21 protein-coding genes are annotated in these 25,310 nt (G+C 71.2%); 2 read left to right on the top strand and 19 right to left on the bottom strand.

Annotated elements, in window-relative coordinates; all coding sequences use genetic code 11:
- Nucleotides 1-24 precede the first annotated feature (24 nt).
- From ACOOHE_RS08315 to ACOOHE_RS08265, 11 genes are all read right to left on the bottom strand, one after another.
- Entirely contained in the window at nucleotides 25-2,838 is a 2,814-nt protein-coding gene (locus ACOOHE_RS08315) for a GH116 family glycosyl hydrolase (RefSeq protein ID WP_420457339.1), read from the bottom strand.
- A 452-nt stretch (nucleotides 2,839-3,290) separates the two neighbouring features.
- Nucleotides 3,291-3,911 (bottom strand): superoxide dismutase, encoded by a 621-nt coding sequence (locus ACOOHE_RS08310; protein WP_420457338.1) that lies wholly within the window; start codon nucleotides 3,909-3,911, stop codon nucleotides 3,291-3,293.
- Nucleotides 3,912-4,415: 504 nt separating this feature from the next.
- Nucleotides 4,416-4,967 (bottom strand): hypothetical protein, encoded by a 552-nt coding sequence (locus tag ACOOHE_RS08305; RefSeq protein ID WP_420457337.1) that lies wholly within the window; start codon nucleotides 4,965-4,967, stop codon nucleotides 4,416-4,418.
- A 74-nt stretch (nucleotides 4,968-5,041) separates the two neighbouring features.
- Entirely contained in the window at nucleotides 5,042-5,506 is a 465-nt protein-coding gene (locus ACOOHE_RS08300; protein WP_420457336.1) for a DUF2059 domain-containing protein, read from the bottom strand.
- Between the two features lie 4 nt (nucleotides 5,507-5,510).
- Nucleotides 5,511-6,992: an NADH-quinone oxidoreductase subunit N gene (locus tag ACOOHE_RS08295; RefSeq protein WP_420457335.1), complete on the bottom strand. Its 1,482-nt coding sequence runs from the start codon at nucleotides 6,990-6,992 to the stop codon at nucleotides 5,511-5,513.
- Nucleotides 6,993-7,056: 64 nt separating this feature from the next.
- Nucleotides 7,057-7,371: a 4a-hydroxytetrahydrobiopterin dehydratase gene (locus ACOOHE_RS08290; protein WP_420457334.1), complete on the bottom strand. Its 315-nt coding sequence runs from the start codon at nucleotides 7,369-7,371 to the stop codon at nucleotides 7,057-7,059.
- A gap of 75 nt (nucleotides 7,372-7,446) precedes the next feature.
- A complete protein-coding gene (locus ACOOHE_RS08285; protein ID WP_420457333.1) occupies nucleotides 7,447-9,252 on the bottom strand; it encodes a sodium:proton antiporter in 1,806 nt (601 codons plus the stop codon).
- Between the two features lie 24 nt (nucleotides 9,253-9,276).
- Nucleotides 9,277-10,905, bottom strand: a complete 1,629-nt coding sequence (locus tag ACOOHE_RS08280) for a complex I subunit 4 family protein (RefSeq protein ID WP_420457332.1) — start codon at nucleotides 10,903-10,905, stop codon at nucleotides 9,277-9,279.
- 97 nt (nucleotides 10,906-11,002) lie between these two features.
- Nucleotides 11,003-13,147, bottom strand: a complete 2,145-nt coding sequence (locus tag ACOOHE_RS08275) for an NADH-quinone oxidoreductase subunit L (protein ID WP_420457331.1) — start codon at nucleotides 13,145-13,147, stop codon at nucleotides 11,003-11,005.
- Nucleotides 13,148-13,218: 71 nt separating this feature from the next.
- Entirely contained in the window at nucleotides 13,219-13,518 is a 300-nt protein-coding gene (gene nuoK / locus ACOOHE_RS08270) for an NADH-quinone oxidoreductase subunit NuoK (protein ID WP_095511312.1), read from the bottom strand.
- A gap of 84 nt (nucleotides 13,519-13,602) precedes the next feature.
- Nucleotides 13,603-14,196 (bottom strand): NADH-quinone oxidoreductase subunit J, encoded by a 594-nt coding sequence (locus tag ACOOHE_RS08265; protein ID WP_420457330.1) that lies wholly within the window; start codon nucleotides 14,194-14,196, stop codon nucleotides 13,603-13,605.
- Between the two features lie 201 nt (nucleotides 14,197-14,397).
- Between ACOOHE_RS08265 and ACOOHE_RS08260 the strand changes: the two genes are divergently transcribed.
- Both ACOOHE_RS08260 and ACOOHE_RS08255 read left to right on the top strand, forming a co-directional pair.
- A complete protein-coding gene (locus ACOOHE_RS08260) occupies nucleotides 14,398-15,477 on the top strand; it encodes a lysylphosphatidylglycerol synthase transmembrane domain-containing protein (protein ID WP_420457329.1) in 1,080 nt (359 codons plus the stop codon).
- Nucleotides 15,474-16,529, top strand: coding sequence for a DUF72 domain-containing protein (locus ACOOHE_RS08255; protein ID WP_420457328.1), 1,056 nt, complete (start codon nucleotides 15,474-15,476; stop codon nucleotides 16,527-16,529). Before ACOOHE_RS08260 ends, ACOOHE_RS08255 begins: the two co-directional genes overlap by 4 nt.
- A 51-nt stretch (nucleotides 16,530-16,580) precedes the next feature.
- On the opposite strand, the gene ACOOHE_RS08250 is transcribed toward ACOOHE_RS08255, so the two are convergent.
- The 8 genes from ACOOHE_RS08250 to ACOOHE_RS08215 all read right to left on the bottom strand — a co-directional run bounded on the left by ACOOHE_RS08250 (nucleotide 16,581) and on the right by ACOOHE_RS08215 (nucleotide 25,289).
- A complete protein-coding gene (locus ACOOHE_RS08250) occupies nucleotides 16,581-17,246 on the bottom strand; it encodes a helix-hairpin-helix domain-containing protein (protein ID WP_420457327.1) in 666 nt (221 codons plus the stop codon).
- Nucleotides 17,247-17,404: 158 nt separating this feature from the next.
- Entirely contained in the window at nucleotides 17,405-18,055 is a 651-nt protein-coding gene (locus ACOOHE_RS08245) for a YceH family protein (RefSeq protein WP_420457326.1), read from the bottom strand.
- 144 nt (nucleotides 18,056-18,199) lie between these two features.
- Nucleotides 18,200-18,922 carry an RluA family pseudouridine synthase gene (locus tag ACOOHE_RS08240; protein WP_420457325.1) on the bottom strand — a complete coding sequence of 241 codons (723 nt, stop codon included), beginning with the start codon at nucleotides 18,920-18,922 and terminating at the stop codon, nucleotides 18,200-18,202.
- 94 nt (nucleotides 18,923-19,016) lie between these two features.
- Entirely contained in the window at nucleotides 19,017-20,864 is a 1,848-nt protein-coding gene (locus ACOOHE_RS08235; RefSeq protein WP_420457324.1) for a Na+/H+ antiporter NhaC family protein, read from the bottom strand.
- Between the two features lie 335 nt (nucleotides 20,865-21,199).
- A complete protein-coding gene (upp, locus tag ACOOHE_RS08230; protein WP_420457323.1) occupies nucleotides 21,200-21,820 on the bottom strand; it encodes a uracil phosphoribosyltransferase in 621 nt (206 codons plus the stop codon).
- A 262-nt stretch (nucleotides 21,821-22,082) separates the two neighbouring features.
- Entirely contained in the window at nucleotides 22,083-23,792 is a 1,710-nt protein-coding gene (locus ACOOHE_RS08225; protein ID WP_420457322.1) for an alanine/glycine:cation symporter family protein, read from the bottom strand.
- 124 nt (nucleotides 23,793-23,916) lie between these two features.
- Nucleotides 23,917-24,534 (bottom strand): hypothetical protein, encoded by a 618-nt coding sequence (locus tag ACOOHE_RS08220; RefSeq protein ID WP_420457321.1) that lies wholly within the window; start codon nucleotides 24,532-24,534, stop codon nucleotides 23,917-23,919.
- Nucleotides 24,534-25,289 (bottom strand): cell division ATP-binding protein FtsE, encoded by a 756-nt coding sequence (locus tag ACOOHE_RS08215; protein WP_420457320.1) that lies wholly within the window; start codon nucleotides 25,287-25,289, stop codon nucleotides 24,534-24,536. The genes ACOOHE_RS08220 and ACOOHE_RS08215 overlap by 1 nt, the downstream gene beginning before the upstream one ends.
- Nucleotides 25,290-25,310 lie beyond the last annotated feature (21 nt).

The raw sequence follows: 25,310 nt of genomic DNA, 5'->3' as shown, positions 1-25,310 counted from the left end.
ACCTACGAACCGCTCCCCGCTCCCCTATCTCACCGTCTCCACGGGCGCCGCGACGTGGGCGAGCATCCGGTGGAGCAGGTCCGTCCGCGAGCACACCGACGGGGCCACGACCACGATCCGCGCGCCCGTCGCCTCGTTGTGCAACAGCGCCGCGCAGGGGTAGCGCTCGCGCCGGGGGCCCGTGACCAGCTGGTGTTCGCGCTCGGTGAACGCCAGCGGCGTGAACGTCCACGGCTTGCGGACCGACCAGTCGGTGTAGACCACCTCGACCCGCTGGTCGGGGTCGACCACGCCGCCCTCGACGTCGAACACGCCGCGGCACTCGGTCTCGAACCCGAACAGGCCGAGCCCGTGCTCCCAGGCCGCGAACAGCGGGCCGTCGCCCCAGTAGACCGTCCCTTGGTGCTCGGGGTGGTCCAAGAGCTCGCCGTCGCGGGGGTCCACGTCCTGCCACCGCCCGTCGGCCCAGCGCTTCCACCAGAACAGCCCGGCGTGGCCGCCCATCTGGGCGCCGCCGTGGTAGTGGTCCGTCAGGTCGATGCGCGGGAAGCGGGGGCCGAGCAGGAGCAGCGAGCCGCCGCGGTCGAGGAACCCGTCGATCATGTCGGTCACCGACCGGCCCCGCTTGGTCGTGAACGGCAACTCGTTGCCGACGATCACCAAGAGGTCGCCGTCGCCGTCGAGGTCGCCGATCTCGCGCGCGGCCACGTGGCGCATCCGGCCGAAGTAGCTGACGGCCGAGCGGACGAAGTCCTGCAAGATGTCGGCGAACAGCCGGGGCTCGTCCATCAGGAGGGGCCGCTCGACGGGGAACGGCGCGGGCAGCGGGGGCATGGCGAGGTCGCCGCTCCAGACGCGCTGCGGGGCGTACGCGACCTCGACGACGTGGCGCCCGCCCGGCGCGAGCGGGACGCGGAGGTACTCGCTCGCCCCGTCCTCCTCGGCCTCGGGCGTGATCTCGGTGCCGTCGAGCGTGACCATCTCCAGGGCCTCGCGCGGCGGCACCCGCAGCTCGAGCCGCTCGACGGCCGTCCCGTCGAGGACCACGCGGACGCCGTCGGCGGTCTGCTCGTACTCCAGCCGGCCCGCGACCAGGTCCAGGTCGGCCGACCACTCCTCCCACGCTCGGGGCGTGGCCGGGGCCAGCCGGATCGCGCGCTCGCCGGGCTCGCGGATGCTCAGGCCGACGAGCCCGTACTGGACCGCGTCGAGCATGGCCCCCGATCCCGTGATGAAGGCGTGGCCGACGACGTCGTCCTGGGCGCCGTCCTCCGGGTCGAGGTACTCCTCGCACAGGCCGGGCAGCGTCGGCCGGGCGAACGTGTCGACGATCTTCGACAGGACGTGCAAGCCGCCGTCGGCGTCGAAGTTCTGGAACCGGGCCTTGGCCTCGTGCGCCATCCACCACGGCCACACGCGGCCGTTGTGGTCGTTGTCGGCCGGGACGTAGCGCATGGGGAGGTCCGTGGTGACGGTCCCGAACGGGCGCCACGACCGCTCCCGGATCGTTTCCAACGTGCGGAACCGCTCGTTCCGGCTGGCGATCCGCTCGCCGACGGCGATGGCGTTGTCGGCCAGCATGAGCGCCGTGTCGGGGACGCCCCACTGGACGGCGTTGTTGAAGTAGCCGGTGTCGTTCCAGAAGGCGTCGTGGATCGACTGGCGCGAGCGCGCCGCGAGGTCGTCGTAGCGGCCGGCGTCGGCGGCGCGGCCGAGGGCGCGGCACACCATCGCCATCCGGCGCAAGGCCGCGTAATAGAGCGCGTTCGAGTACAGCGTCCGCTGGCCCTCGACGAGCCGGAGGAACCGGCTGTGGTCCATCCACTCGGTCACGTCGACGATGAGCCCGTCGCGGTCGGCGTCGCGGTCGATCCAGACCTCGACCCACGGCTCGAAGGCGGCCGTCATCCGCGCCAGCCAGGCGGCGTCGCCGGTGTGCTTGTAGACGCGCCAGACGAGCTTGAGGAGCCACCCGAGCCCCTCCGCCGAGCCGCCCTGGCTCGTGTCGTCGGACACCTTGAGCCCGGTCGGGTCGTGGGCCGAATACCGGTCGGCCTCGTAGTCGAGCGTCGCGAGCACGGCGTCGACGAGCCCGGCCGCCAGGCCGCCCGGTCCGAAGCCCGAGCCGAAGTCGCGGCTCCAGACGTCGCGCCAGCGGAAGATGTCGCAGACCATCTTCGAGCCGTCGCCGCCGGGCCGGCCGGCCGCGTCCGGGACCCAGTCGTAGCCCAAGAGCAGGTGGGCCTTGGCGAACTCGACGGCCCGGTCCAGCTCGGCGACCGGGGTCCGGAGCCGGAGCCCGCGCTCGGCGGTCTGGGCCGCCCACGCTTGGACGGCCTCGAACGGGTCGCCGACGGCCTCGGCCGCGGAGGCGTCGCCGAGCAGGAACGCCGCTCGCGCGTCGGCATCGAGGCGGACGTGGAGCGCGCCCGTCGCGTCGTCCTCCCGGGTCGCCGTGGTCGGCTCGGGGTCGGCGGTCCACACGACGGCCACGCCGTCGGCGAGCGCGAGCTCGTCCCCGTCCGTCTCCACCTCGGGCCCGGTTAGCTCGAGCGTCCACTCGGCCTCAGCGTCCGACTCGACGAGCACGACCATCAGCGCGGCGTCGGGCTGGGCCGCCAGCGTGACCGCGCCGCGCTCGGTCTCGTAGCGCGTCCGCCCCGGCACGACGACCGTGCGGACGGACCCCGCGTCGGCCGGTTCGCCGTCGACGAGGAGCCGGTAGCCAGACGACGGGCCGGCGAAGACGAACTCGGCCGAGGCCGCGCGCGCGCGCGCGATCAGCCGGCCGTTGCCGACGACGGTTTCGACGTCGTGGTCGAAGACGAGGGGATCCATACAGACGCTCGGGGGGACGGACAAAAGCTACGCGCCCCGCCCGGCGAGGACCGGACGGGGCGCCGTGAGGTGGCATGCGAAGGCACGTCTTCGGCGTCGCTTCCCAGACCCCCCGTCTGGCCGCCCATCGCTTCGCTCATCAGGGAACCGGACGATCCCCTTTCAAAGACGGGTTTGGTCGGTCCTAGACGGTGTTTCCAATTGAACTCCAACAAACAGTAGTCATCCCCGCGAAAGCGGGGACCCATGCGGCGTTCAGCCAGCGGGCCGGACCGTATAGGTCCCCGCTTTCGCGGGGATGACTCACCTTGTCTGTGTAATCGACTGAGAGCTTGGCGGCCCCGCCCTCCAAGAGTCACGGCTTTCCGAGGTGGAAGCGGAGCGACCCGCCGGAAAGCGGGGGGTCGGGAGGCCGCACGTGCTCACCGCGACGACAAGACCGAACGGGGCGGCTACCCCAGCTGGGCCTTCGCTTCGCGGTAGCGACGGTCCGCCTCGTCCCAATTGACCACGTTCCACCACGCGCTCACGTAGTCGGGCCGCTTGTTCTGGTACTTCAGGTAGTAGGCGTGCTCCCACACGTCGATCCCCAGGATGCCGACGTGGCCGTGGAGCGCCGGGCTGTCCTGGTTCGGCATCCCGTGGATGTGCAAGCCGGGCCCGGTCCCGTAGCCGAGCCACGCCCAGCCGGACCCGAACTGGGTCTTGGCCGCCGTCTCGAACTTCTCCTTGAAGGCGCCGAACGACCCGAACGTCTCGTCGATGGCGCTCGCCAGGTCGCCCGTCGGGGTGCCGCCACCGCTCGGCGACATCGTCGTCCAGAAGATGCCGTGGTTGAGGTAGCCGCCGCCGTTGTTCCGGACGGCCGTCTGCTTGTCCTCGGGGAGCGCGTCGAGGTTGGCGAGCGTCTCGGTGATCGGTTGGTCGGCCCACTCGGTCCCTTCGAGGGCGGCGTTGAGCTTGTCGGTGTAGCCCTGGTGGTGCTTGCCGTGGTGGATCCGCATCGTCTGCTCGTCGATGTGGGGCTCCAGGGCGTCGGTTTCGTACGGGAGGGGCGGAAGCTCGAAGGCCATCGGAGTGGGGGTTGGTGAGGGGGGCCCCTGGTACCCCGCCCCGCCAGCGCCGTTTCCGAAGAGGTGGACCCGCGGACGTGCGGACCCGTGGACGTGTGATCCAAGTCCGGCTGCTCCGTGCCGGCTCGGCGTGGGACCGAGTGCGGGAGGAGGGGGTGTGGGGGGGGAACACTCCCTCCTCCCACACTCCTCCCGGATTGGGTGTGATTCTACCATCGGACGACCCGCCGACCACGGGTCCTCTGCCGTTTGCCCCGTCCCCCTACTAGAGAGCAGGGCTGCTAAGTTCTGAGCATCCGGTCGAATTGCTAAACAAAACGACGGTCATCCCCGCGCACGCGGGGATCTATAGGATGCCGCTCGCCGAGACACGGCTGCGTATGGATTCCCGCGTGCGCGGGGATGACTCCTCTTCTTTCTGTGGTCGGCGGAGAACTTAGCGGCCCTGCTTGCTGAGGGCGCCGAGCCGCCCGGCTGGCCTGAGCGAGCCTCCCGCGCACGGCCCTACAGCGCGTCGAGCATCCGCTGGCGTCCGCCGGTCGTCAGGCGACCGAGGGCGACGAGGCGGTCGAGCGCGGCCTCGACGGCCCGGCGGTCCGAGTCGTCGGCCGTCGGGTCGTCGGGCGGCACGGGGCTGCGGACGCCGTGCGCCAGCACCTGCTGTAAGAACCGCTCGACGTACTCGGCCGCGCCGGGCTGTCCCGAAAAGTCGAGCGTCTCGGTCACCGTCGCCCGGCCCCGGTTCAGGTCGATCTGGACCTCGCGCCCGCCCAGCAGCTTCCGCTTGGCGCGGACCCCCACGACGTCCTCGTAGCGGACCACGCGCGCCGGCTGGAGGTCGTTGTTCTGGAACACCAGCCGGTCGGCCAGGAACACGGCGCCGTCCTTGGCCGAGCCCAGCCGCGTCGCGTCGTAGAGCGCGAGCACGTCGGCCGGGTCGACGTCGGGCGCGTAGTCGGCGAGGGCGGCGCGGAGCTTCGGCGCCGGCACGTCGGGGGCGACGTAGAGGCCGAGGTCGGGCGCCGTCGGGAGGTACTCGCGGAGGAAGGACTCCATGATCGGGCGGGCGGGGCGTGGGGAGCGGTCCAACCCCACCGGGCGCTCGGCGTTCTGCCCGCTCGGGTCGCCGGCTACTTGCGTTTTGCCAGCTCGGCCGCGCGCCGGAGGACCCGCCGCTCCAGCTCGTCCTGGTGCTCCACGACGGCCTGCTGGCCCAGCGCCATCGAGCGCGCCATGACCTGCGGCATCAGGCGGACGGACTTCTGGCCGGTCTCCGTCCGGTAGAACGCCGAGAGGTCGCGGAGCTCCGGCTCGGTGAAGGTCTCGACGTAGATCGCGACGATGTCCTCGCGGAGCGACTCGAAGCTGAGGTGCTCGGCGAGGAAGTCCCGCATCACGTCCTCGAACGGGAGGAGGTCGGGGTTCTGCTGGATCTGCGCCCCGATCATCAGGTCGAGGCTGCTCGCGAGCGCGGTCTCGACGCCGGCCAGCTCGAGCAGCTCCTCGGCCGCCGCCCGGTGCGACGCCGAGACGTCTTGGGCCGAGGCCGCGCTGGCAAGCGCGACGAGAACGAAGGTAAGGAGGAGCCGGGCCATCGCGCTACGGGACGACTTGGACGACGGCGTCCGGCGCGAACGCCGCCGCGGTCACGTCGATCACGCCGGCCGGCAGGATGCCGAGCACGAGCAGCGCGACCGCGCACGCGGCGACCACGATGCCCGTCGCCCGGGCGACCGGGAACGGCTGCCGCGCGTTGTCGGGCGCCTCGTCGGGGCTCTGCATCCACATGACCACGAGCACGCGGAGGTAGTAGTAGCCCGAGACGACCGACGCGAGCACGCCCAGCACGGCCAGCCACACGAGCCCCGCGTCGACAGCGGCGGCGAACACGAGGTACTTCCCGATAAAGCCCGCGAGCGGCGGGAAGCCGGTCAGCGCGAACATGAACACGCCCATCGCCACGCCCAGCCACGGCTTCCGGTAGCCGACGCCGGCCAGGCTCGACAGGTCCTGGTCGGCCCCCTGCTCGCCGTCCCACTCGAGCGCCCCGATCACGCCGAAGGCGCCCAGGTTCATCAGCGTGTACGCCAGCAGGTAGAACAGCGAGGCCCCGTAGCCGGCCGCCGTCCCGGCCGCCAGGCCCGCCAGGATGTAGCCCGCGTGGGCGACCGACGAGTAAGCCAGCATCCGCTTGACGTTCGACTGGACGAGCGCGACCACGTTGCCGACCACCATCGTCACCGCGGCCACGACGGCGAGCGTGAGCTGGACCGTCCCATCGACCAGGACCGGGGGGAGCGCGCGCGAGAGCACCACGGCGAGCGCGGCGAACGTCGCCGCCTTCGACGCCGTCGACATAAAGGCCGTCAGCGCCGTCGGGGCGCCCTGGTAGACGTCGGGCGTCCACATGTGGAACGGGACGGCCGACACCTTGAAAAAGAACCCGACCAAGAGCAGCCCCACGCCGGCCAGGAACAGGCCGGTCCGCCCCGTCACCGCGACGCCCTCGGCCAAGAGCGCCAGCTCCATCGTCCCCGTCGCGCCGTAGAGGAGAGCGAGCCCGTAGAGGAAGAACCCGGTCGAGAACGCGCCCAGCAGGAAGTACTTCAGCGCGCTCTCGTTCGCCGTCGACTCCTCGCGGACGAGCCCCGTCAACACGTAGAGACAGACCGACATCGTCTCCAACCCGACGAAGAGGGTGACCAGGCTCCCGGCCGAGGCCAGCGTCATCATGCCGGCCGTGGCGAACAGGATCAGCCCGTGGACCTCGCCGTAGTTCCGGCCCAGCCGCGAGAGGTACGGGACCGTCAGCGCAACGCTCGCGATGGCCCCGACCAGGACGATGAGGTTGGCGATCGCCGCGGCCCCGCCGACGTACACCTGCCCCTCGAACGCCGTCCCCGCGTCGCCGACGGCGAACGCCTGCCAGACGCCGGCCACGGCCATCCCGACGCCGGCGATCCACGGGATCGAGGCGTCGTCGTTGCGGAAGGCGTCGAGCAGGACGACGAGCACCCCCAGCCCGGCCACGAGCAAGATCGGGCCGGTCGCGGCGAGGTCGGCGAGGAAGAAGTCGTACATCAAGGGGGAGTGGACGAGTGGACCAGTGGGCGAGTGGACACGTGGGGAGCGGGGACCCGAGGGGTCAGCCGCCGGCCCGTGCGCTCGGCCACTCGCTCACGGCTTGGGCGAAGGCGAGGTCGGTCTCGGTCACGCGGTTGCCCGCGTCGTGCGTCGAGAGCGCCAGGCCGACCCGGTCGTAGACGTTCGTGATCTCGGGGTGGTGGTCCCGGCCCTCGGCCTCGAACGCGACGAGCGTCAGGAAGGCAAAGGCTTGGCGGAAGTCGTCGAACGCGAAGTCGCGGGCGATCCAGTTCTCGTCGCCGTCGGCCTCGCGGCGCCAGCCCGGGGGGAGCGTGGCGTCGATCTCGGAGTCGGAGAGGGGCGTGCGGGCGGGCATCGAGGGGTACGAGGTACTCGGTACGGGGTACGACCGCACGAGGCTGACCCTCGTACCCGGTACCCTCGTACCGATTTAGAAGCGGAGCATCACGCCGGCCGCCTCGACGACGGCCTGGGCGTGGCTGGCGTCCGGCGGGTGCGGGAGGACGTAGCCCGAGAAGAAGACGAGCCAGACCACGATGTAGATCGGGACCAGGATCGGGAGCGAGTACTTCACGACGTAGCCCACGAACGACGGCGTGTCGACCCCGGCCGACTCGGCGATGGCCTTGACCATGAAGTTGGGCCCGTTGCCGATGTAGGTGAGGGCGCCCCAGAACACCGAGGCCACCGAGATGGCCTGGAGGTAGAACGTCTCGGCCGGCAGCGTCGTCCCGAGCGCGAAGTCGCGGACCATCTCGGGCACGTTGACGTCGCTGCCGAACTTGCCCATCGCCGCCGAGAGGAAGCTGACGTAGGTCGGCGCGTTGTCCAAGACGCCCGAGAGCACGCCGGTCCCGAAGTAGAACGACGTCACGCCGAGGGCGTCGGCGTTCTCGGCCGCGAACGCGCCGATCAGCGTGAGCGCCGGCTGCATCGTCAGGAAGATGCCGATGAACAGGTAGCCGACCTCCTTGATCGGCTCGAAGTTGAAGTCGTTGCCCTGCAAGATGGCCCGGTCGGCCGTCTTGTAGGCCCCGAAGGCGACCAGGCCCATGATCACCTCGCGGATGCCGAACGGGACCCCGAAGTGGTGGAGGTCGATGATCGTCCCCTCCAGGGCCGGGATCACCTTGGGATCGATAAAGACGGCCGCGATCACGATGGCGAGCCAGCCGAAGCCGGCCTTGCCCAAGATCTCGAGCTCCGGCTTGCGCACGCCGCTCAGGTCCACCTCGTCCGGCGTGTGGACCGGCGCCACGTCCTCGACGCCCGGCGCCTCGGGCACGACCGGCGCCCCGGGCACCTCGCCCGGCTCGACGTCGATGCCTCGGTCTTCGGCCTCCTCGCGCAAGCTCTCGGCCGTGTTGCGGCGGTCGAACACGTAGAACACGGCCGCCAGGACCAGGACCGTCGGCATCCAGATGTACCAGATGTGGGTGACGGTCCAGAAGAACGGGACGCCGCGCAAGAAGCCCAGGAACAGCGGCGGGTCCCCGATCGGCGTCAGCGCCCCGCCGACGTTCGAGACGATGAAGATGAAGAAGATGATGTGGTACGCCTTCAGCCGCCCCGCGTTGAGCCGCATGTAGGGCCGGATGAGCAGCATCGAGGCGCCCGTCGTCCCGATAAAGTTGCTCAGGACGGCGCCGACGAGCAGCAGGATCGTGTTGGCGCGCGGCGTCCCCGCGAAGTCCGTCTTGATCAGGATGCAGCCTGAGGCGACGTAGAGCGAGCCCAACAGCGCGATAAAGGCGAAGTACTCCTCGGCCGCGTGCAAAATCGGGATCCCGTCGCCGAGCACGGCGAGGTAGTAGGCGGCCACCAGCAGGCCGAGCGCGACGGCGACCTTGGGGTAGTGGTGGTGCCAGAAGTGCGGGTAGAACAGCGGGCCGGTCGCGATCATCCCGAGCAACAGCGCGAACGGGACGACGAGCCAGACCGGCGGCATCGGCCCGTGGTGGCCGCCCTCGTCGGCCCCGTGGCCCTCGCCGTCGCCGTGCGCTTCGTCGGCGATCTCGCCGGCCGCCTCGATGGCCGCCGCGTCGTCCTCGATGTCGAGCGCCTCGACCGACGGCGGCGCGTCCTGCGCTTCGAGGGCGTCCTCGACGGCGGCGGGCGGCGCCTCCGAGGCCGGGGTCGGGACGTCGACGGCGTCCTGGGCGACGGCCGGAGCCGCCAGCAGCAGCGCGAGGACCGCGAGCAGCGTCGTCGGAGTCAGCAGGGTGAGCCGGGGCATGAGCGCAAGGGGTGAGAGGGGGAGCTACTCGCTGTGAGCCGGGGCCGCCGCCGGCACGGCCGGGGCCGGGAACACGGCCACCTCGTCGGGCCACAGGACCGGGACCACGACCACCTCGTCGCCGGCGCCCTCGACGGCGTCGGCCTTGGCGATGGACGTCTCCAAGAGGGACCGGACGGCCCGCTCGGACTGGGCCAGGAACGGGGCCGGCCAGAACCCGAGGATCAGCATCAGCGCCGCCAGGGGCATCAACAGCCCGATCTCGCGGCCGTTGAGGTCGGTCATCGCCGCGTTCCGCTCGTCGGTGATCTCGCCGAAGAACGTCCGGTACACCATCCACAGGAGGTAGACGGCGGCGAAGATGACGCCCGTCGTGGCCACGGCGATGAGGACGGGGTTGCCGACCGTCGGCGAGTCCCACGAGCCGAGCAGGATCATGAACTCGCCCACGAACCCGTTGAGCCCGGGGAGCCCGGCCGAGGCGAACACGCTGAACAGCATGAAGAACGCCAGCACGGGGACGGACTTGGCGATCCCCCCGTAGTCGGCCATCGCCCGCGTGTGCCGCCGCTCGTACAGCATCCCGATGATGAGGAACAGCGCGCCGGTCGAGATCCCGTGGTTGACCATCTGGATGAGGGCGCCCTGCACGGCCACCACGTCGAACGCGAACACGCCCAAGACCACGAACCCCAGGTGGCTCACCGACGAGTAGGCCACCAGCTTCTTGACGTCGGTCTGGGCGAACGCCACCAAGGCTCCGTAGACGATCCCGACGACGGCCAGAATGGCGACCGGCATCGCGAACCGCTCGGAGGCGTTCGGGAAGAACGGGATGACGAACCGGAGCAGCCCGTACGTCCCCATCTTCAAGAGCACGCCGGCGAGGACGACCGAGCCGCCGGTCGGCGCCTGGGTGTGGGCGTCGGGGAGCCAGGTGTGGAGCGGGAACAGTGGCACCTTGATCGCGAACGCGAGCCCGAACAGCCCGAACAGCCACATCTGCGAGCCGAGCGGGACGCCGAACTGGACCAGCTTGTACCAGTCGGTCGTGAACACGCCGCTGTTCACCGCGTCGCCCGCTGCGAAGCCCAGCCACAGGATGCCGACCAGCATCAGCAGCGACCCGACGAGCGTGTAGATCACGAACTTGATCGCGGCGTAGATCCGGTCCTCCCCGCCCCAGATGCCGATGATGAACACCATCGGGATCAGCGTGAGCTCGAAGAAGATGTAGAACAGGAAGACGTCGAACGAGGCGAACACGCCGAGCACGCCGGTCTCGAGCAGCAGCATCAGCGCGTAGTACCCCTTGTGCGCCTTGCCGATGTAGGTCCACGACGACAGGACGATGATCGGGCCGAGCAGCGTCGTCAGCAGGATCAGCAGCAGGTTCAGCCCGTCGACGCCCACGAAGTAGGTGATGTCGACGGCGCCGAACCACGGCAGCCGCGTCGCCAGCTGGGGCCCGGCGGCGGTCGAGACGGCCGGGTCGAACCCGAGCCACAGCCCGAGCGAGACCACGAACGTGGCGACGGTCACGCCGAGCGCGCCCCACCGGATCGCGTCCACCGACGGGAGCGCCAGCAGCAGCAGCGCGCCGAGCGCCGGCAGGAAGATGACGAGCGAGAGGAGCCCGGGGAGGTCGGCCATTAGAGGCTGGTACGAGGTACGGGGTACGCGGTACGACCGGACGCGAGCGGCCCCGTGAGGCGACCCGTACCCAGTACCCTGTACCTCGTACCGTTCATCAGACGAAGAGGACGAGCGCGACGACGGCCACCACGCCCACGACGATCGCCAGCGCGTACGTCTGGACGACGCCCGTTTGGGCCCCGCGCAGCCAGCCGGCCAGCCCGCGGACCCCGTGCGCCAGCCCCATCACGCCGCCGTCGACCACGCGCTTGTCGAACGGGCCGAGCCCCTCGCGCGAGCCGCGCACGACCGGCTGGACGACGGCCGCGTCGTAGGCCTCGTCCCAGAACCACTTGCGGCTGGCGATGCCGTAGAGCCAGCCCATCGAGCGGCGGACGGTCCGGTCGGCGTCCGGCCCGCGCTTGCCAAACCGGAGGCCGAGCCACGCGACGCCAACGCCGACGAGGGCGAGCGCCGCGCCCAGCCCGAGCAAGATCCACTCGACCGTGTGCGAGGCGTGATGGACGTCCAGCGTCGCGAACATGGACCCGGCCGGGGCCGTCGCCGCCTCGAGCGCGTCGGCGACCGGGCCGAGGTGGCCGTCGTGGCCGACGAGCCAGCCGTGGATCCACGAGGCGTTCTCGCCGAACACAGCCGGCAGGCCGAGGAATCCAGCGCCGGCCGCGAGCACGGCGAGCACCAGCAGCGGCACCGTCATCGTCCACGGGCTCTCGTGGGCCCGCGTGTCCAGCGCGCCCGGCCACCGCGACTCGCCCTCGAACGTGAGCAGGTAGGCCCGCGTCATGTAGATCGCCGTCAGCACGGCCGTGATCAGGCCGACGACCCACAGGGCCATGTAGCCGATGTGGACGTTCTGGCCGAACTCGAACGTGCGGAACAGGATCTCGTCCTTCGAGAAGAAGCCGGCGAGCGGCGGGATGCCGGCGATGGCGAGCGTCGAGACCAGGAAGGTGATCGCCGTGACGGGCATGTCCTTGCGCAGGCCGCCCATCGTCCGCATGTCCTGGGCGTCGAACGGGCCGTCGTAGGGGAGCGGGCTGTGGCGCAACGTGTCCTGGTCGGCCTCCGAGTCGAGCGGCGTCTCGGGGTGGCCGTGGCCGTGGCTCGGGATCAGCCCCCGGTGCTCGAGGTCGTGCTCGACGTGGTGCATCGAGTGAATGACGGAGCCACTCCCCAAGAACAAACACGCCTTGAAGAAGGCGTGGGTCATCACGTGGAAGATGGCCACGAAGAACGCGCCGACGCCGGCCGCCAGGAACATGTAGCCCAGCTGGCTCACCGTCGAGTACGCCAGCACGCGCTTGATGTCGTTCTGGGTGATGGCGATGGTCGCCGCCATGATGGCCGTCAGCGCGCCGATCGTGGCGATGACCGCCATCGCGCCGGGCTGGAGCAGGACGAGGGACGACAGCCGCGCCAGCAGGTACAGGCCCGACGTCACCATCGTCGCCGCGTGGATGAGCGCCGAGACGGGCGTCGGCCCGGCCATGGCGTCGGGGAGCCAGACGAACAGCGGGATCTGGGCGCTCTTGCCCGTCGCCCCGATAAAGAGCAGCAAGCAGACCCACAGCCCGGTGCTCCCCTCGAACAGCGCCAGCGTCTCGGGCGCCAGCAGCGTCGTAAAGTCGAGCCCGAACGGACCGGCCGTGGCCGCCGTCACCGTCCGGTAGATGATGAACATGGCCAGCAGGAAGGCGAAGTCGCCGATCCGGTTGACGATGAACGCCTTGTTGGCCGCCGCCGAGTTCTTGAGGTCCGTGTACCAGAACCCGATCAGCAAGTAGCTGCACAGCCCGACGCCCTCCCAGCCCAGGAACAGCACCGGCAGGTTCTCCGCGAGCACCAGGTTGAGCATCGCGAAGATGAACAGGTTGAGGTAGGCGAAAAACCGCCAGTACCCCGGGTCCCCGTGCATGTACCCGATGCTGTACAGGTGGATGAGCGACCCGACGCCGGTGACGACCATCGTCATCAGCAGCGAGAGCTCGTCGATCCGATACGCGAAGTCGACCCGCAAGTCGCCGGCCGCCATCCAGGTAAAGTAGCGGACCACCTCGGGGTTCTCGTACCCCAGGAACAGCATCACGGTGACCGCGAACGGGACCGCGACGGCCGCCAGCGCCAGCCCGCCGAGCAGCCCCTCCTGCTTCCGGTACCCGGGCGAGAACAGGCCCATCATCCCGTTGAACGCGGCCACGAGCAGCGGCGGGAGCAGGATGAGCCGGACGAGGAGTTCCATGGTGGAGGGCAAGGGGGATGGGGCACGTGGCAAGGGGCGGAGAGGCCTCGTGCCTCATGCCCCCTGCCCCTTTACCCTCTAAACAGGCGCAGCTCGTCGACGTTGATCGTCAGCTTGTTGCGGAACATGGCAATGACGATGGCGAGCCCGACGGCGGCCTCGGCCGCGGCCACGCTCATCACGAAGAAGACCAGGATCTGGCCGTCCACGTCGCCGAAAGCCTGGCTGAACGCGACGAGCGTGAGGTTGACCGCGTTCAGCATGAGCTCGATGCTCAGGAACACGACGATCACGTTCCGCCGGAGCAGCACGCCTAGCACGCCGATCGTGAAGAGCACCGCGCTCAGCGAGAGGTACCAGGTGAGGTCCATGTGTTTGGTACGGGGTACCAGGTACGGGGTACGGCGGGACGGTGGGCGCAGCGAGTACCTCGTACCCTGTACCACGTACCGTCGTCAGACGAATCGTTTCTTGGCGAGGAGGACGGCGCCGATGGTGGCCGCCAAGAGCAGGGCGCCGACGATCTCGAGCGTGAAGGCGTGCCGGGTCAGGAGCGCGATCCCGATCTGCTCGACCGACGTCGGGTCGAGCGGGACCACGGCGACCTCGCCGGGCAGCACGACCTCGGCGTCGCCCTCGGGGCCGACGACGACGGCCGGCCCGACCGGGTCGACGACGGCCACCTCGACGTCGGTCGGGTCGGCGACCAGGTCGGTCCGCTGGGCGACGGCCGTCAGGAGCAGCGCCAGCACGGCGACGCCGCCGACGAAGGCGGCGGCGCGGAGCCAGGTGAACGCGCTGAGCCGGGGCGTCTGCTCCAGGTTCAGGAGCATGATCACGAACAGGAACAGGACCATGATGGCCCCGGCGTAGACCAGGATCTGGACGACCCCGATGAACGCCGCGTTCAGCGTGAGGTAGAGGCAGGCGATGGCGATCATCGTCTGGACCATCCAGAGCGCGCTGGCGACGGGGCTCCGCGAGATCAGCATGCCGAGCGAGCCGGCCACCGCGAACACGGCGAACACGAAGAAGAGGAACGTCTCCACGGCGAGGGGTGAGGGGGAGCCGGGTCCGGGCGCGACGCCCGGTGAGGGGACGCCAAGATACCGGCCGCCAGGCGACGCGGACAACCGGGCGGAGATCCTGTCAGGATCTCTCGGTGAAGAGCCGACGGGGGCCCGCACGGGCCACGACTCGGGCGGTGCCCGGCCCGGCGCGCTCGCGGGGCCGGCTATCTTCGGCCCCGCATGGACGCCCCGGCTCCCCCTGCTGCCCCCCGGCGTCGCGTCCGCAAGCGCGACCTGGTCGTGCCGGTGCTCCTGAGCCTGGGCGCCGTCGGCGTGATCCTGTGGCTGACGTACGAGCCCGGCGCGTTCGCCGCCGTCCGGTCCACGTTCGAGCCGCTCTACTTGCTGGGCGCCCTCGGGATGCTGGCCTTGCAGATCACGTCGGGCGGGTTGCGGCTCCGCCACGTCTCGCGCGGCGCGCTCGGCCCGGCGGCGGGCGTCCGGGCCCAGCTCACGTGGGACTTCATGTCGGCCGTGACGCCGTCGGCGATGGGCGGGGCCCCGTTCGCGGCGTTCTTCATCGCCAAGGAGAACGGGGTCGCCTACGGGCGGGTCACGGCGCTCATGCTGTTCACGATGCTGATGGACCAGCTGTGGTTCGCCATCCTGATCGTGACGCTCTACGTCTCGGCCATCTGGCTCCCCGTGTTCCCGACGGCGCTCGGCGCGGCCGGGATCGGGACCGTCGCCGCCTACCTCGGCGGGATGCTGTGCTACATCGCGTTCTTCGCCTACGCGACGCTCGTCCGGCCCGAGCTGCTGGAGGGGCTGGCGAATCGGATCGTCCGGTTCCGGTGGCTCCGCCGGTTCGAGGGGACCGTCCGCCGCGAGACGCGGAAGCTCCGCCAGCAGGCGACGGTCCTGCGCGGCCAGCGGCCGTCGTTCTACCTCCAGGGCGCCGCCTACACGCTGCTCTACTGGACGGCCCGCTACGGCATCGTCCTCCTGGTGGCCCTCAGCTTCTGGCGCGAGTTCCGCCACGTCCTGTTCGTGATGCGGACGGCCGGGCTCTGGCTCGCCGGCCTGGCCATGCCGACGCCGGGCGGCTCGGGCGGCATCGAGGCGCTCTACATGCTGTACCTCGCGCCGCTGCTGCCGTCGGGCTACGGCGGGCCGGCGCTCTTCGTCTGGCGGATCGTGGCGTACTACGGCGTCCTGGCGCTCGGCCTGTTCGTGGCCGGCGGCGCCGTCCGCGCCCTCCTCGCTGGCGAGACGCCCCCCGAGCCCATGGCGCCCGGCGCCCCTCCCCCCTCCCCATGACGCCCCGCCCTGTCGACGACCGCCGCGCCGAGGCCGACCGGTTCGACCTCCGCCAGATCCACCCCGTCTTGCGGTTCGGGTCGGCGAGCGACCGCTACGCGGCCTGGCTCGACCAGGTCTACCCCCGCGACGTCTGGGCCGGCGAGGTGACGACGCGCAAGAAGACCGTCGGCGGGCGGTCGTTCGAGGAGCGGCTGCTCCCGGTCGCCTCGGTCGAGGACTACTTCCTGCACTTCGGCGTCCTGGAGCTCGACTTCACCTACTACCGCCCGCTCGTCGAGGCGACCGGGAAGCCGTCGCCGAGCCTGTTCACGCTGGAGCACTATGCGGACGCCTCGCCCGCGAACGCGCGCTACCTGCTCAAAGCGCCCCAGCAGGTTGTGGCCCGCCGGCTCCGCCGCAAGGTCGATGGGCGGTGGGCCTACGTCGAGAACCCGGACTACCTGAACCCAGAGCTGTTCACGACGCAGTTCCTGGTGCCGGCCCAGCAGAAGTTGGGCGTCAAGCTCGCGGGCGTGATCCTGGAGCAGCCCTACGAGCGGGCCGCCGAGAGCCCGCCGCCCGAGACGTTCGTGGCCGAGTGGGACCGGTTCATCGGCGAGGTCCCGAACGACGCCACGTACCACCTCGAAGTCCGCTCGTCGCACCTGCTGACGCCGGCCTACTTCGAGTGGTTGGCGAACCGGGACCTCGGGTTCTGCTTTAGCCACTGGCAGTGGCTCCCGCCGCTCATCGACCAGTGGTCGCTGGTCGGCGAGCGGTTCACGTCGGGCGCGGGCGAGGCCGTCGTCCGGCTGATCCAGCCGCGCGACATGGCGTTCGACGAGTCGTGGCAGAGGGCCTACCCGTTCGAGGGCCCGGCGGCCGGGCTCAGCGACACGGCCGCCGCGCGCCGGATGGTCGACGAGACGACGGCGCTGATGTACCAGGCCGTCGAGGCCGGCGTCGTGCTCCACGTGATCGGCAACAACCGGGCGTGGGGCAACACGCCGGACCTCGGGCGGACGCTGGCGCACCGCTTCCTCGACTTCGCCGAGCGGAAGGGGGCGTAGGCTCGCTCCGCTGGCGGGAAGGGGGGCCGGGCCGTCCCCGGATCCCTCTCCCTATGCCGCGGCGGGCGGGAAGAGCGTATAGATCGTCGCGACGGGCCGGGCCTCGGCGTCGGGCGCGGCCTCAGCCGTCTCGGCGACGGTCTCGGCGGCTTGCTCCGTGGCCTGCTCGGCGCGGCGCTGGGCGGCGGCGAGCTGGGCCACCTGCCGGCGAACACGGCGGGCGCGGCGCCGGGCCGAGCGGTTCAGGATCGAGTTGAGCTGCAACCGGATGGCCTCGGTCGTCCGGGGCCCGACGCCGTCGAGGTCCTGGAGCCGGCCGTCGTGGGCCGCCCGCTCGAGCTCGGCGAGCGACTCGACGCCGAGCTCGTCGACCAGCCGCTGGGCCAGCCGCCGGCTCACGCCGGGGACCGTCGCCAGCAGCGCCGCCGGGTCGTCGGCGCGCAAGAGCCGGTCGCGGAGCCCGATCCGCCCGGTCTCGACGTACTGGGCGATGTGGTGGGCCAGGCTCACGCCGATGCCGGGCAGCGACAGCAGCGCCTCGCGCCCGCCGGCCCCGTAGAGCCGGGCCACGGGCTCATCGAGGTCGCGGACCATCGCGGCGGCCTGGAGGTACGCCTGGACGCGGTACGGGTTGGATTCGCCCTGGCGGACGAGCACCTCGGCCATCTGGTCGAGCGCCTCGGCCAGCTCGGGGTTCGTCGGTCCGATGGGAGACATGGGTCGTGGAGTCAATGTGGCCCAAGTTCGAGTCCGTCGGTGCCATGTGTCTGTCACACGAAGCGCCCGACCCATACCGGCCCTCACGTTGCCTCCAGACCTAATTTTTAGGCTCGCCGGACCGCTCCCCTCTCGCATGTGCGGGCGGGGCCCGTGCGCTACTCGAACTGGGCCCGGAACGCCTCCATCTCGGCCCTTAGACGCTCGACCTCCGCCTCCAGCTCGCTCACCCGCTCGGCCAGCGTCGGCCCGCCGGCGAGCGGAACAGTAGCCATCTCCTCATCGGCGCCAGCCGGCGGGGCGGCCTCGACCTCGCCGGACAGCGTGTGCGCGTACCGGTCGGCCGACTGGCCCGGCTCGCGCTCCAGCCGGACCACCAGCGGCTCGTCGCGGTCGCCGAGCAGCCACAGCGCCTCCTCGGCGTCCTCGACACTCTCGAAGTCGGCCAGGCGGGCGGTCCGGGTGCGGATCTCGCCAGGCGTCTGCGGGCCCCGCAGCATCAGCACGGCGAGCGTGGCCAGCTCGCGGCGCGACAGGTCGAGCGCGCGGTCGAGCGTGTGGCGGAACTTGGCGACGCGGTGGCCGGCCCCGGCCGTCGTCCCGGCCAGGCCACGGCGCATCAGCCGCTCGGCGGCGTCCTTCACCTCGCGCTCCGAAAAATCGGTGACCGGGTCCCGCGACGACTTCTGGTTGCACGCGGCGACGAGCGAGTTGAGCGTCAGCGGGTAGTGGTCGGGCGTGGTGAGGGCCTTCTCGATGAGGGCGCCGGCGACGCGGGTCTCGGTGGCGTCGAGCGTGGGGCGGGACATGCGGGGGACGGGGGACGGGGGACGGGGGACGGGGGACGGGGGACGGGGGACGGGGGACGGGGGACGGGGGACGGGGGACGGAAGGTGGCCGAGTGATCCGGCGCGCGCAAGTCGGTTCGTGCCGATTCGTAGGGACAGGATGAATCACGTCCGCGGGCCTTTACCGCGCTCCGCCTCGGCGACGAATTGGGCGACGGCGTGGTCGAACAGGCCGGTCCACGCCGAGGGCGGCGGCGCGACGACCGTCAGCGGCTCGCGCCGGGTCGGGTGCTCGACCGTCAGGCGGACGGCGTGCAAGGCGATCCCGTGGCCGTCCGCGAATGGAATGGGATTGCCATAACGGAAGTCCCCCAGGACCGGCGCGCCGCGCGCGGCCAGTTGCGCCCGGATCTGGTGCTTCCGCCCCGTCGCCAGCTCGACCTCGACCAGGCTCCGACGGTCGTCCGACGCCAGGGTCCGCCAACGGAGCGCCGCGCGCTGGCTGCCGGGCCGATCCACCGGGACCACCCGGACGCTCCCCCCCTCCCCCCTGTCGATCCCGTCGACGGCCTCGGCCCACGCGCCGCCGTCGCCCAACGCGCCCTCGACGACAGCGAGGTACGTCTTGTCCGGCACGCGGCGGCGGAACTGGTCGCTCAGCCGCGACGCCGCCTTCGACGTCCGCGCCAGCGCGACGACCCCGCTCGTCGGCCGGTCGAGCCGGTGGACGAGCCCGACGAACACGTTGCCGGGCTTGTCGAACCGCTCTTTGAGGTACGCCTTCGCGAGCGTGACCAGGTCCGGGTCGCCCGTCGCGTCGGCCTGCGACAACAGGCCCGGCGGCTTGTCGACGACGAGCAGGTGGTTGTCGAGGTGGAGCGGGCTCACCAGGGATCGGCGGTCAACGGACCGCAAGATCTCACGCCCCGACCTCCCGTAGGGGCGTGGCGTGCCACGCCCTCTCGGAGCCACGAGACGGTCCTCAGACCTCCGCCTCCACGAGCGCCGGGTCGTCGACGGGCTGGGCCACGAACCGGACGACGGCCACGAGCACGGCGGCGCAGATCGGCATCATCACCCACCACGGCACGTTGAACCCGGTCGGCAGCGTGCCGAGCAGGAGCGCGACGCCGCCCGTCGTGAGCGCGTACGGGAGCTGGGTGCGGACGTGGTCGATGTGGTCGCACGACGACGCGAGCGACGACAGGATCGTCGTGTCCGAGATCGGCGAGCAGTGGTCGCCCCAGACGGCGCCGGCCAGGACCGCCGAGACCGTCGAGTAGATGATGTGGTGGTACTCGCCCGTCGTGTGGAGCCCGTCGGCGGCGAGAACGCCCCAGGCGAGCGGGATCACGAGCGGCATCAGGATCCCCATCGTCCCCCACGACGAGCCCGTCGAGAACGCCGTCGCCGCCGCGAGCAGGAACACGAGCGCCGGCACGAACCCGGGCGCCAGCGTGCCCGAGAGCGCCGTCACGAGCACGTCGGCCGTGCCCAGCGCCTCGTTGACCCCGGCCAGCGACCACGCCAGCACCAGGATGATGACGGCCAGCAGCATCGTCCGCATCCCGAGGTACCACGCCTCGACGGCCTGCTCCAACGTCAGGATCCGCTGGCCGACCGTCAGCACGATGGCGGTGAGGACCGCCGCGAGCGAGGCCCACATCATCGCCGTGTAGCTGTTGGCGTCGCCGATCACGTTCGTCAGCGTCATCTCGCCCCCGCCCTCGGCGACCGCCGCGCGGCCCGTGAGCACCAGCCCTACGATCACGCCGACGACCAGCACCCCGATGGGCAACACGGCGTTGACGAGTCGCTTGGGCGCGTCCTCCGGCGGCGTCATCAGGTCCGACTCGGCCTCGGCCGCCTCGGCGTTCGAGCCGGGCCGGTAGAGCTGGCCCGTCTGTCTCGCGCGGCGCTCGGCGGCCAGCATCGGCCCGAAGTCGCGGCGCGTGCCGGCGATGAGGTAGACGAAGAAGAGCGCCAGGATCGGGTAGAACGAGTACGGGATCGAGTTGAGGAAGACCGAGTACGCGCCCTCGTCGTAGCCCGGGAGCGCGTCGATGGCCGTCCCGATGAGCCCGACCTCGTAGCCGATCCAGGTCGTCGTCAGCGCGAGGCAGGCGACCGGCGCGGCGGTCGAGTCGACGATGTAGGCCAGCTTCTCCCTACTCACGCGGAGGCGGTCCGTGATCGGCCGCATCGTCCCGCCCACGATCAGCGTGTTGGCGTAGTCGTCGAAAAAGACGGCCGTGCCCAGGATCGCCGTCGCGAGCTGCCCGCGCCCGGCCGACCGCGCCCACCGCGTCGCCACGTCGACGATGGCGGCCGTCCCGCCGTTTTTCTGGATGAGCCCGACCGTCCCCCCGATCATCAGCGTGAAGATGATGATGGCCGCGTGGTCGCTGTCGGCGAGGGCCCCGAGCACGTAGACCTGGACGGTTGCGAACAGGCCCGTGAACCAGCCGAAGGCCAGGTCGCCGGTCACGATCCAGGCGCCGAGCCAGACGCCGAGGAACAGGGCCACGATGACCTGGCGGAACAGGAGCGCCGCCGCGATCGCCAGCAGCGCCGGCAACACCGCCAGCCACCCCACGTCGGGCGGCGCCTCCTCGACGGCGACCTCCCCAGCCTCGACCTCCTCCACCACGGGCGCCGCGTCGAGCCCGGCCGGCGCCCCGTCCAGCAGCACCGGCGCGTCCGCCGCCGACGAGTCGGTCTGGACCGGCGCGATCACCTCCTGCTGGAGCGTCGTCGCGGCCGACGAACCCGGCGACGAGAGCTCCTGCGCCGCCGCGCTGCCCGAGACGACGGCGAGCGCCAGCAGCACCGCGACCAGCCCCCCAAGCCGGGGCCGACGGCCTCTCACAGACGGCAACCCTGCCCGAGTCTCCGCTTCGTCCGACCGCTCGACAACCCCGTCGTCCCCGCGCACGCGGGGACCCACACGGAGCCAATCGCCCGGCACGCACACCGCATGGATTCCCGCGTGCGCGGGAATGACGGTCGGTGTAGGGCTGCTGGACGAAGATCTCAGCAGCCCACCGAGGACTGCGGACCGCGGACCGCGAGCCGCACCGCGTCCAGGCCGACCGCCAGCGGGGCGGCCCGAAGAACCCCCCAGTCCCCGGTCCCCAGTCCCCCGTCCCGTGAGCGAAGCGAGCGTCATGTGGTCCCGAAGATGCGGTCGCCGGCGTCGCCGAGGCCGGGCCGGATGAAGGCGTTCTCGTCGAGCTGGCGGTCCAGCGCGGCCGTGAAGATGGGGACGTCCGGGTGGTACTCTTCGAGGCGGGCGACGCCCTCGGGCGCGGCCACCAGGCACACGAACGCGAGGTCGCGCGCGCCCCGGCTCTTGAGGTGGTTGACGGCGCCCGACGCGCTCCCGCCCGTCGCCAGCATCGGGTCCACGACGAACACCCGAGCGGCCGTCACCTGGGGCGGCACGTTCGAGTAGTAGTCGACCGGCTCGTGCGACTGCTCGTCGCGGTACATCCCCAGGTGGCCGACGCGGGCCTCGGGCACGAACCGGACGAACCCGTCGACCAGCCCGAGCCCGGCGCGCAAGACGGGCACCACGACGACCTCCCGAGCCAGCCGGTACCCCGTCGTCTCCTCGAGCGGCGTCTGGACGGTCGTCTCCTCGACGGGCAGCGACCGGAGCGCCTCGTAGGCCAGGATGGCCGAGACGTCGGACAACGTCTGCCGGAACTGCCCGTAGGGCGTCGCGGCGTCGCGCAGCGTGGTCAGCGCGCGCTTGAGGAGCGGGTGGTCGACGACGGTCAGCATGAACGATGAACGCAGAACGATGAACGAGGAAGGGGCGACGTCGCTGAGCAGGATGAGAGGAGGAGGGCCTTCATCATTCCGCCTTCGACGTTCAGCGTTCTAGGGCGTGTGGACATTCGCGAGGTCAGGCTCGCACGAGGTCACGATTTCGGCCTCGCAAGGAGCGCGAGGAGTCCGGGGCCGTAGCCCCGGACGACGAGTGCGACGCGGTGAGGGCGGGATCTGGCCCGTGAGAGCCGATCTGGGTGATTGTCCACACGCCCTAGAGGCGGCCTTCGGCCTTCGCCTTTTTGTGGGCCTCCTCGTTCTCGACCCACGGCCGGCGCTCGAAGTAGCTGTCGGTCAGCTTCTTCAAGACCGGCGAGAGGAGCAGCAGCGCGAGCACGTTGGGCAGCGTCACCAGCGACAGGGCCACGTCGCCGAGGTCCCAGATCGTCGTCACCGCGAGGACGGCGCCGACAAAGTGCATCACGACAAAGACGGCCTTGAACGGCAGGATCGCCCGCGTCCCGAACAGGTAGTTCGCGCAGCGGTCGCCGTAGTAGCTCCACGAGATCGACGTCGAGACGGCGAACAGGACGACCGAGATGAGCACGATGAAGCGGCCCATCCCGCCGAGCCCGATCGGCGCCAGCCCGCGCTCGAACGCCAGCGTCGTCAGCGGCGCCGACGTGCGGACCGTGTTGGCGTAGAACGTCTCGACCACGTTCCCGTCGGCGTCGAGGACGGCCCGCGTGCTCGGGTCGATGGTGCCCGTGAACGGGACGGTCTGAGCCTCGTCGAGGTAGAGCGTGTCGATGCCGACGTTGAACCGGCCGACGCGCGGCCCGTCGAGCGCCTGCGGGATCCCCTCGTTGTACGAGATCGGGTCGGCGCCGAGGTAGGTCGTGAAGCCCGTGTCGCGCGTGCCCTCGACGATGGAGACGTTCGAGGCGTCGAGGTCGACGGCCGCCGGGGCCGTCGCCTCGAACGCGCCCGTGGTCACGAGCACCAACCCCGTCATCGTGCAGATCAGGATCGTGTCGATGAACGGCTCCAAGAGCGCCACGACGCCCTCGCTCACCGGCTCGTCGGTCTTGGCCGCCGAGTGGGCGATGGGGGCCGAGCCCTGGCCGGCCTCGTTCGAGAAGAGCCCGCGCTGGACGCCGTAGAGCATCGTCAAGAGGAACACGCCGGCGCCGGTCCCCGCCACGCCCGAGGTCGGGTTGAAGGCCTCGGAGAAGATCCGCCCGAACGCCGCCGGCACCGCGCCGATGTTGAGGACCAAGATGAGGAGCGCGCCGAACACGTAGACGGCCGCCATCACCGGAGCCACGATGCTCGTCACCTTGCCGATCCGCTGGATCCCGCCCAGGATCACGCCGCCGACGATGGTCGCCGTGACCAAGCCCGTGATCCAGACCGGGACGCCGAACGAGTCGAACACCTGGGTCGCGACCGTATTCGCCTGGACCGCGTTGCCCGTCATGAACGACGTGAGCATGAGCGCGAACGCGAAGAACATGGCGACGGGCTTCCAGTTGCGGCCGAGCCCCCGCTCGATGTAGTACATCGGGCCGCCCGAGACCGAGCCCTCCCACGCCTTCCCGTCCTGGTCCACGTGGACGTCGCGGTACTGCTGGGCGAGCGTGACCTCGGAGTACTTCGTCGCCATACCCAGGAGCGCTGTGACCCACATCCAGAACAGCGCGCCGGGCCCGCCGATGTGGATCGCCAGGGCCACGCCCGCGATGTTGCCCACGCCGACCGTTGCGCTCAGCGCCGTCGTGAGCGCCTGGAAGTGCGTGACGTCGCCGGGCTCGTCGGGGTCGTCGTAGCGGCCGGTCGCGACGGCGAACCCATGGCCGAGCCGGCGGAACTGGACGAACCCGAGCCGGATGGTCAGGAACAGCCCCGTCCCGAGGAGCCCGATGACGAGCGGCCACCGGAGCACGTTGTTGATGGCGTCGATGACGACGGAGAGGAGCTCCATGTGGCGGGCGGGCGTGGGAATGTGAAGCCGCGAAGATAGACGCGGCGGGCGGAGTGTGGGAGAAGGGGGTATGGGAGCGGGGGCGGCCGGAACGAACCGTCTCCACCCTTCCCACACGCCCGCTCTACTCCTCCCCCAGGTCCTCCAGCAGCCGCTCCACGACGACCTGGCGCGACGGGTCCGGGGTGCCGAACGAGTCCACCAGCGCGAGGTACTGGCGCAAGTCGCGGCGGGCCCCGACGCTGTCGCCGGCGTACGACCGGACGACGCCGCGGTCGAGCACGTGGCGCGGCTCGCCCGGAGCGAGGGCGGCGGCCCGGTCGAGGTCCTCGATCGTGCGGACCCAGCCGCCGTCCAGGGCCTGGGCCACGAAGGCGCGGCGGCTGTAGATCTCGTCGAGCGGCGTCCCTCGCGCGGGCGTCCCCCCCTCGACCGCCTCGATGGCCGCGCTCAAGTCGGCGTAGGCCAGCCGGACGTCGTCGACGTCGCCGGCGTCGTCCCACCGCGCCCACCGGCACAGCCCACGCGCGACGAGCGCGTCCGGCGCCCCGGGCGACCGGTCCAGGACCGAGTCGAGGCGGGCCACCCCGGCGTCGGCGTCGCCGTCGAGGCACCGGTCGAGCCCGTCCCGGACGGCCGCCACGTCGAGCGGGGCCCCGTCGGGCGGCGGCGCGGGCGCGTCTGGGCCGCACCCGCCGGCCGCGAGCGCCGCCAGCAGGACGACCGGCCACGCGCCGCGCACTACAGCGAGTCCGGGTCGACCTCGACCAGCCGCCCGCGCACCAGCGCCAGCGTCCGCGCGGGGAAGGCCTTGACGAGTCGGTAGTCGTGCGTCGCCATCAGGAGCGCGGTCCCCTGGCGGTGGACCTTGACGAGCAGCTTCTGGATCTCGTCGGCCACGCGCGGGTCGAGGTTGCCCGTCGGCTCGTCGGCCAGGACGAGGCGGGGGTGGTTCACGAGCGCCCGCGCGATGCAGGCCCGCTGCTGCTCGCCGCCCGAGAGCTCGCTCGGCCGGGCCTTCGCCCGGTGGCCCAGCCCGACGAGCGCCAGCGCCTGGAGCGCCCGCTCCCGGACCTCCTTCCCCCGCTTCCCGGTCGCGTAGAGCGCGAAGGCCACGTTGTCGTAGGCGCTCCGGTCGGGGAGCAGCTGGAAGTCCTGGAACACGATCCCCAGCATCCGCCGGAGCAGCGGGATGTCGTTCGGCTTGGTCGTGTCGGACTGGTACGGCCCCACGCGGACCAGCCCGTACTCGGGCTGGAGGTCCATGTAGAGCAGCTTGAGGATCGTCGACTTCCCGCTCCCGGTCGGGCCGATGAGGTAGGCCATCTCGCCCGGCTGCATCGTCAGGTTGAGGTCACTCGCGACGTCGACGCGGGCGCCGGACGGGTCGGTGTAGCCGGCGGCCACGTTGCGGATCTCGACGAGCGGGCGCGCGCGCGGAGCGCCGGCCGAGGGCGGCGCGGCGGAGTCGGAGATGCGTTCGACGACGGGGTCCACAAGGGTCGGAGGGGGACGGCC

This window comes from Rubrivirga sp. (assembly GCF_965213695.1).
In the GTDB taxonomy this organism is placed as follows: domain Bacteria; phylum Bacteroidota; class Rhodothermia; order Rhodothermales; family Rubricoccaceae; genus Rubrivirga.
This window is presented reverse-complemented; position numbering and strand designations above follow the sequence as displayed.

Excerpts from the sequence above, each read along its gene's own strand:
- ACOOHE_RS08315 (WP_420457339.1), bottom strand. The coding sequence starts at position 2,838 with ATGGATCCCCTCGTCTTCGACCACGACGTCGAAACCGTCGTCGGCAAC.
- ACOOHE_RS08310 (WP_420457338.1), bottom strand. The coding sequence starts at position 3,911 with ATGGCCTTCGAGCTTCCGCCCCTCCCGTACGAAACCGACGCCCTGGAG.
- ACOOHE_RS08305 (WP_420457337.1), bottom strand. The coding sequence starts at position 4,967 with ATGGAGTCCTTCCTCCGCGAGTACCTCCCGACGGCGCCCGACCTCGGC.
- ACOOHE_RS08300 (WP_420457336.1), bottom strand. The coding sequence starts at position 5,506 with ATGGCCCGGCTCCTCCTTACCTTCGTTCTCGTCGCGCTTGCCAGCGCG.
- ACOOHE_RS08295 (WP_420457335.1), bottom strand. The coding sequence starts at position 6,992 with ATGTACGACTTCTTCCTCGCCGACCTCGCCGCGACCGGCCCGATCTTG.
- ACOOHE_RS08290 (WP_420457334.1), bottom strand. The coding sequence starts at position 7,371 with ATGCCCGCCCGCACGCCCCTCTCCGACTCCGAGATCGACGCCACGCTC.
- ACOOHE_RS08285 (WP_420457333.1), bottom strand. The coding sequence starts at position 9,252 with ATGCCCCGGCTCACCCTGCTGACTCCGACGACGCTGCTCGCGGTCCTC.
- ACOOHE_RS08280 (WP_420457332.1), bottom strand. The coding sequence starts at position 10,905 with ATGGCCGACCTCCCCGGGCTCCTCTCGCTCGTCATCTTCCTGCCGGCG.
- ACOOHE_RS08275 (WP_420457331.1), bottom strand. The coding sequence starts at position 13,147 with ATGGAACTCCTCGTCCGGCTCATCCTGCTCCCGCCGCTGCTCGTGGCC.
- nuoK (WP_095511312.1), bottom strand. The coding sequence starts at position 13,518 with ATGGACCTCACCTGGTACCTCTCGCTGAGCGCGGTGCTCTTCACGATC.
- ACOOHE_RS08260 (WP_420457329.1), top strand. The coding sequence starts at position 14,398 with ATGGACGCCCCGGCTCCCCCTGCTGCCCCCCGGCGTCGCGTCCGCAAG.
- ACOOHE_RS08255 (WP_420457328.1), top strand. The coding sequence starts at position 15,474 with ATGACGCCCCGCCCTGTCGACGACCGCCGCGCCGAGGCCGACCGGTTC.
- ACOOHE_RS08250 (WP_420457327.1), bottom strand. The coding sequence starts at position 17,246 with ATGTCTCCCATCGGACCGACGAACCCCGAGCTGGCCGAGGCGCTCGAC.
- ACOOHE_RS08245 (WP_420457326.1), bottom strand. The coding sequence starts at position 18,055 with ATGTCCCGCCCCACGCTCGACGCCACCGAGACCCGCGTCGCCGGCGCC.
- upp (WP_420457323.1), bottom strand. The coding sequence starts at position 21,820 with ATGCTGACCGTCGTCGACCACCCGCTCCTCAAGCGCGCGCTGACCACG.
- ACOOHE_RS08225 (WP_420457322.1), bottom strand. The coding sequence starts at position 23,792 with ATGGAGCTCCTCTCCGTCGTCATCGACGCCATCAACAACGTGCTCCGG.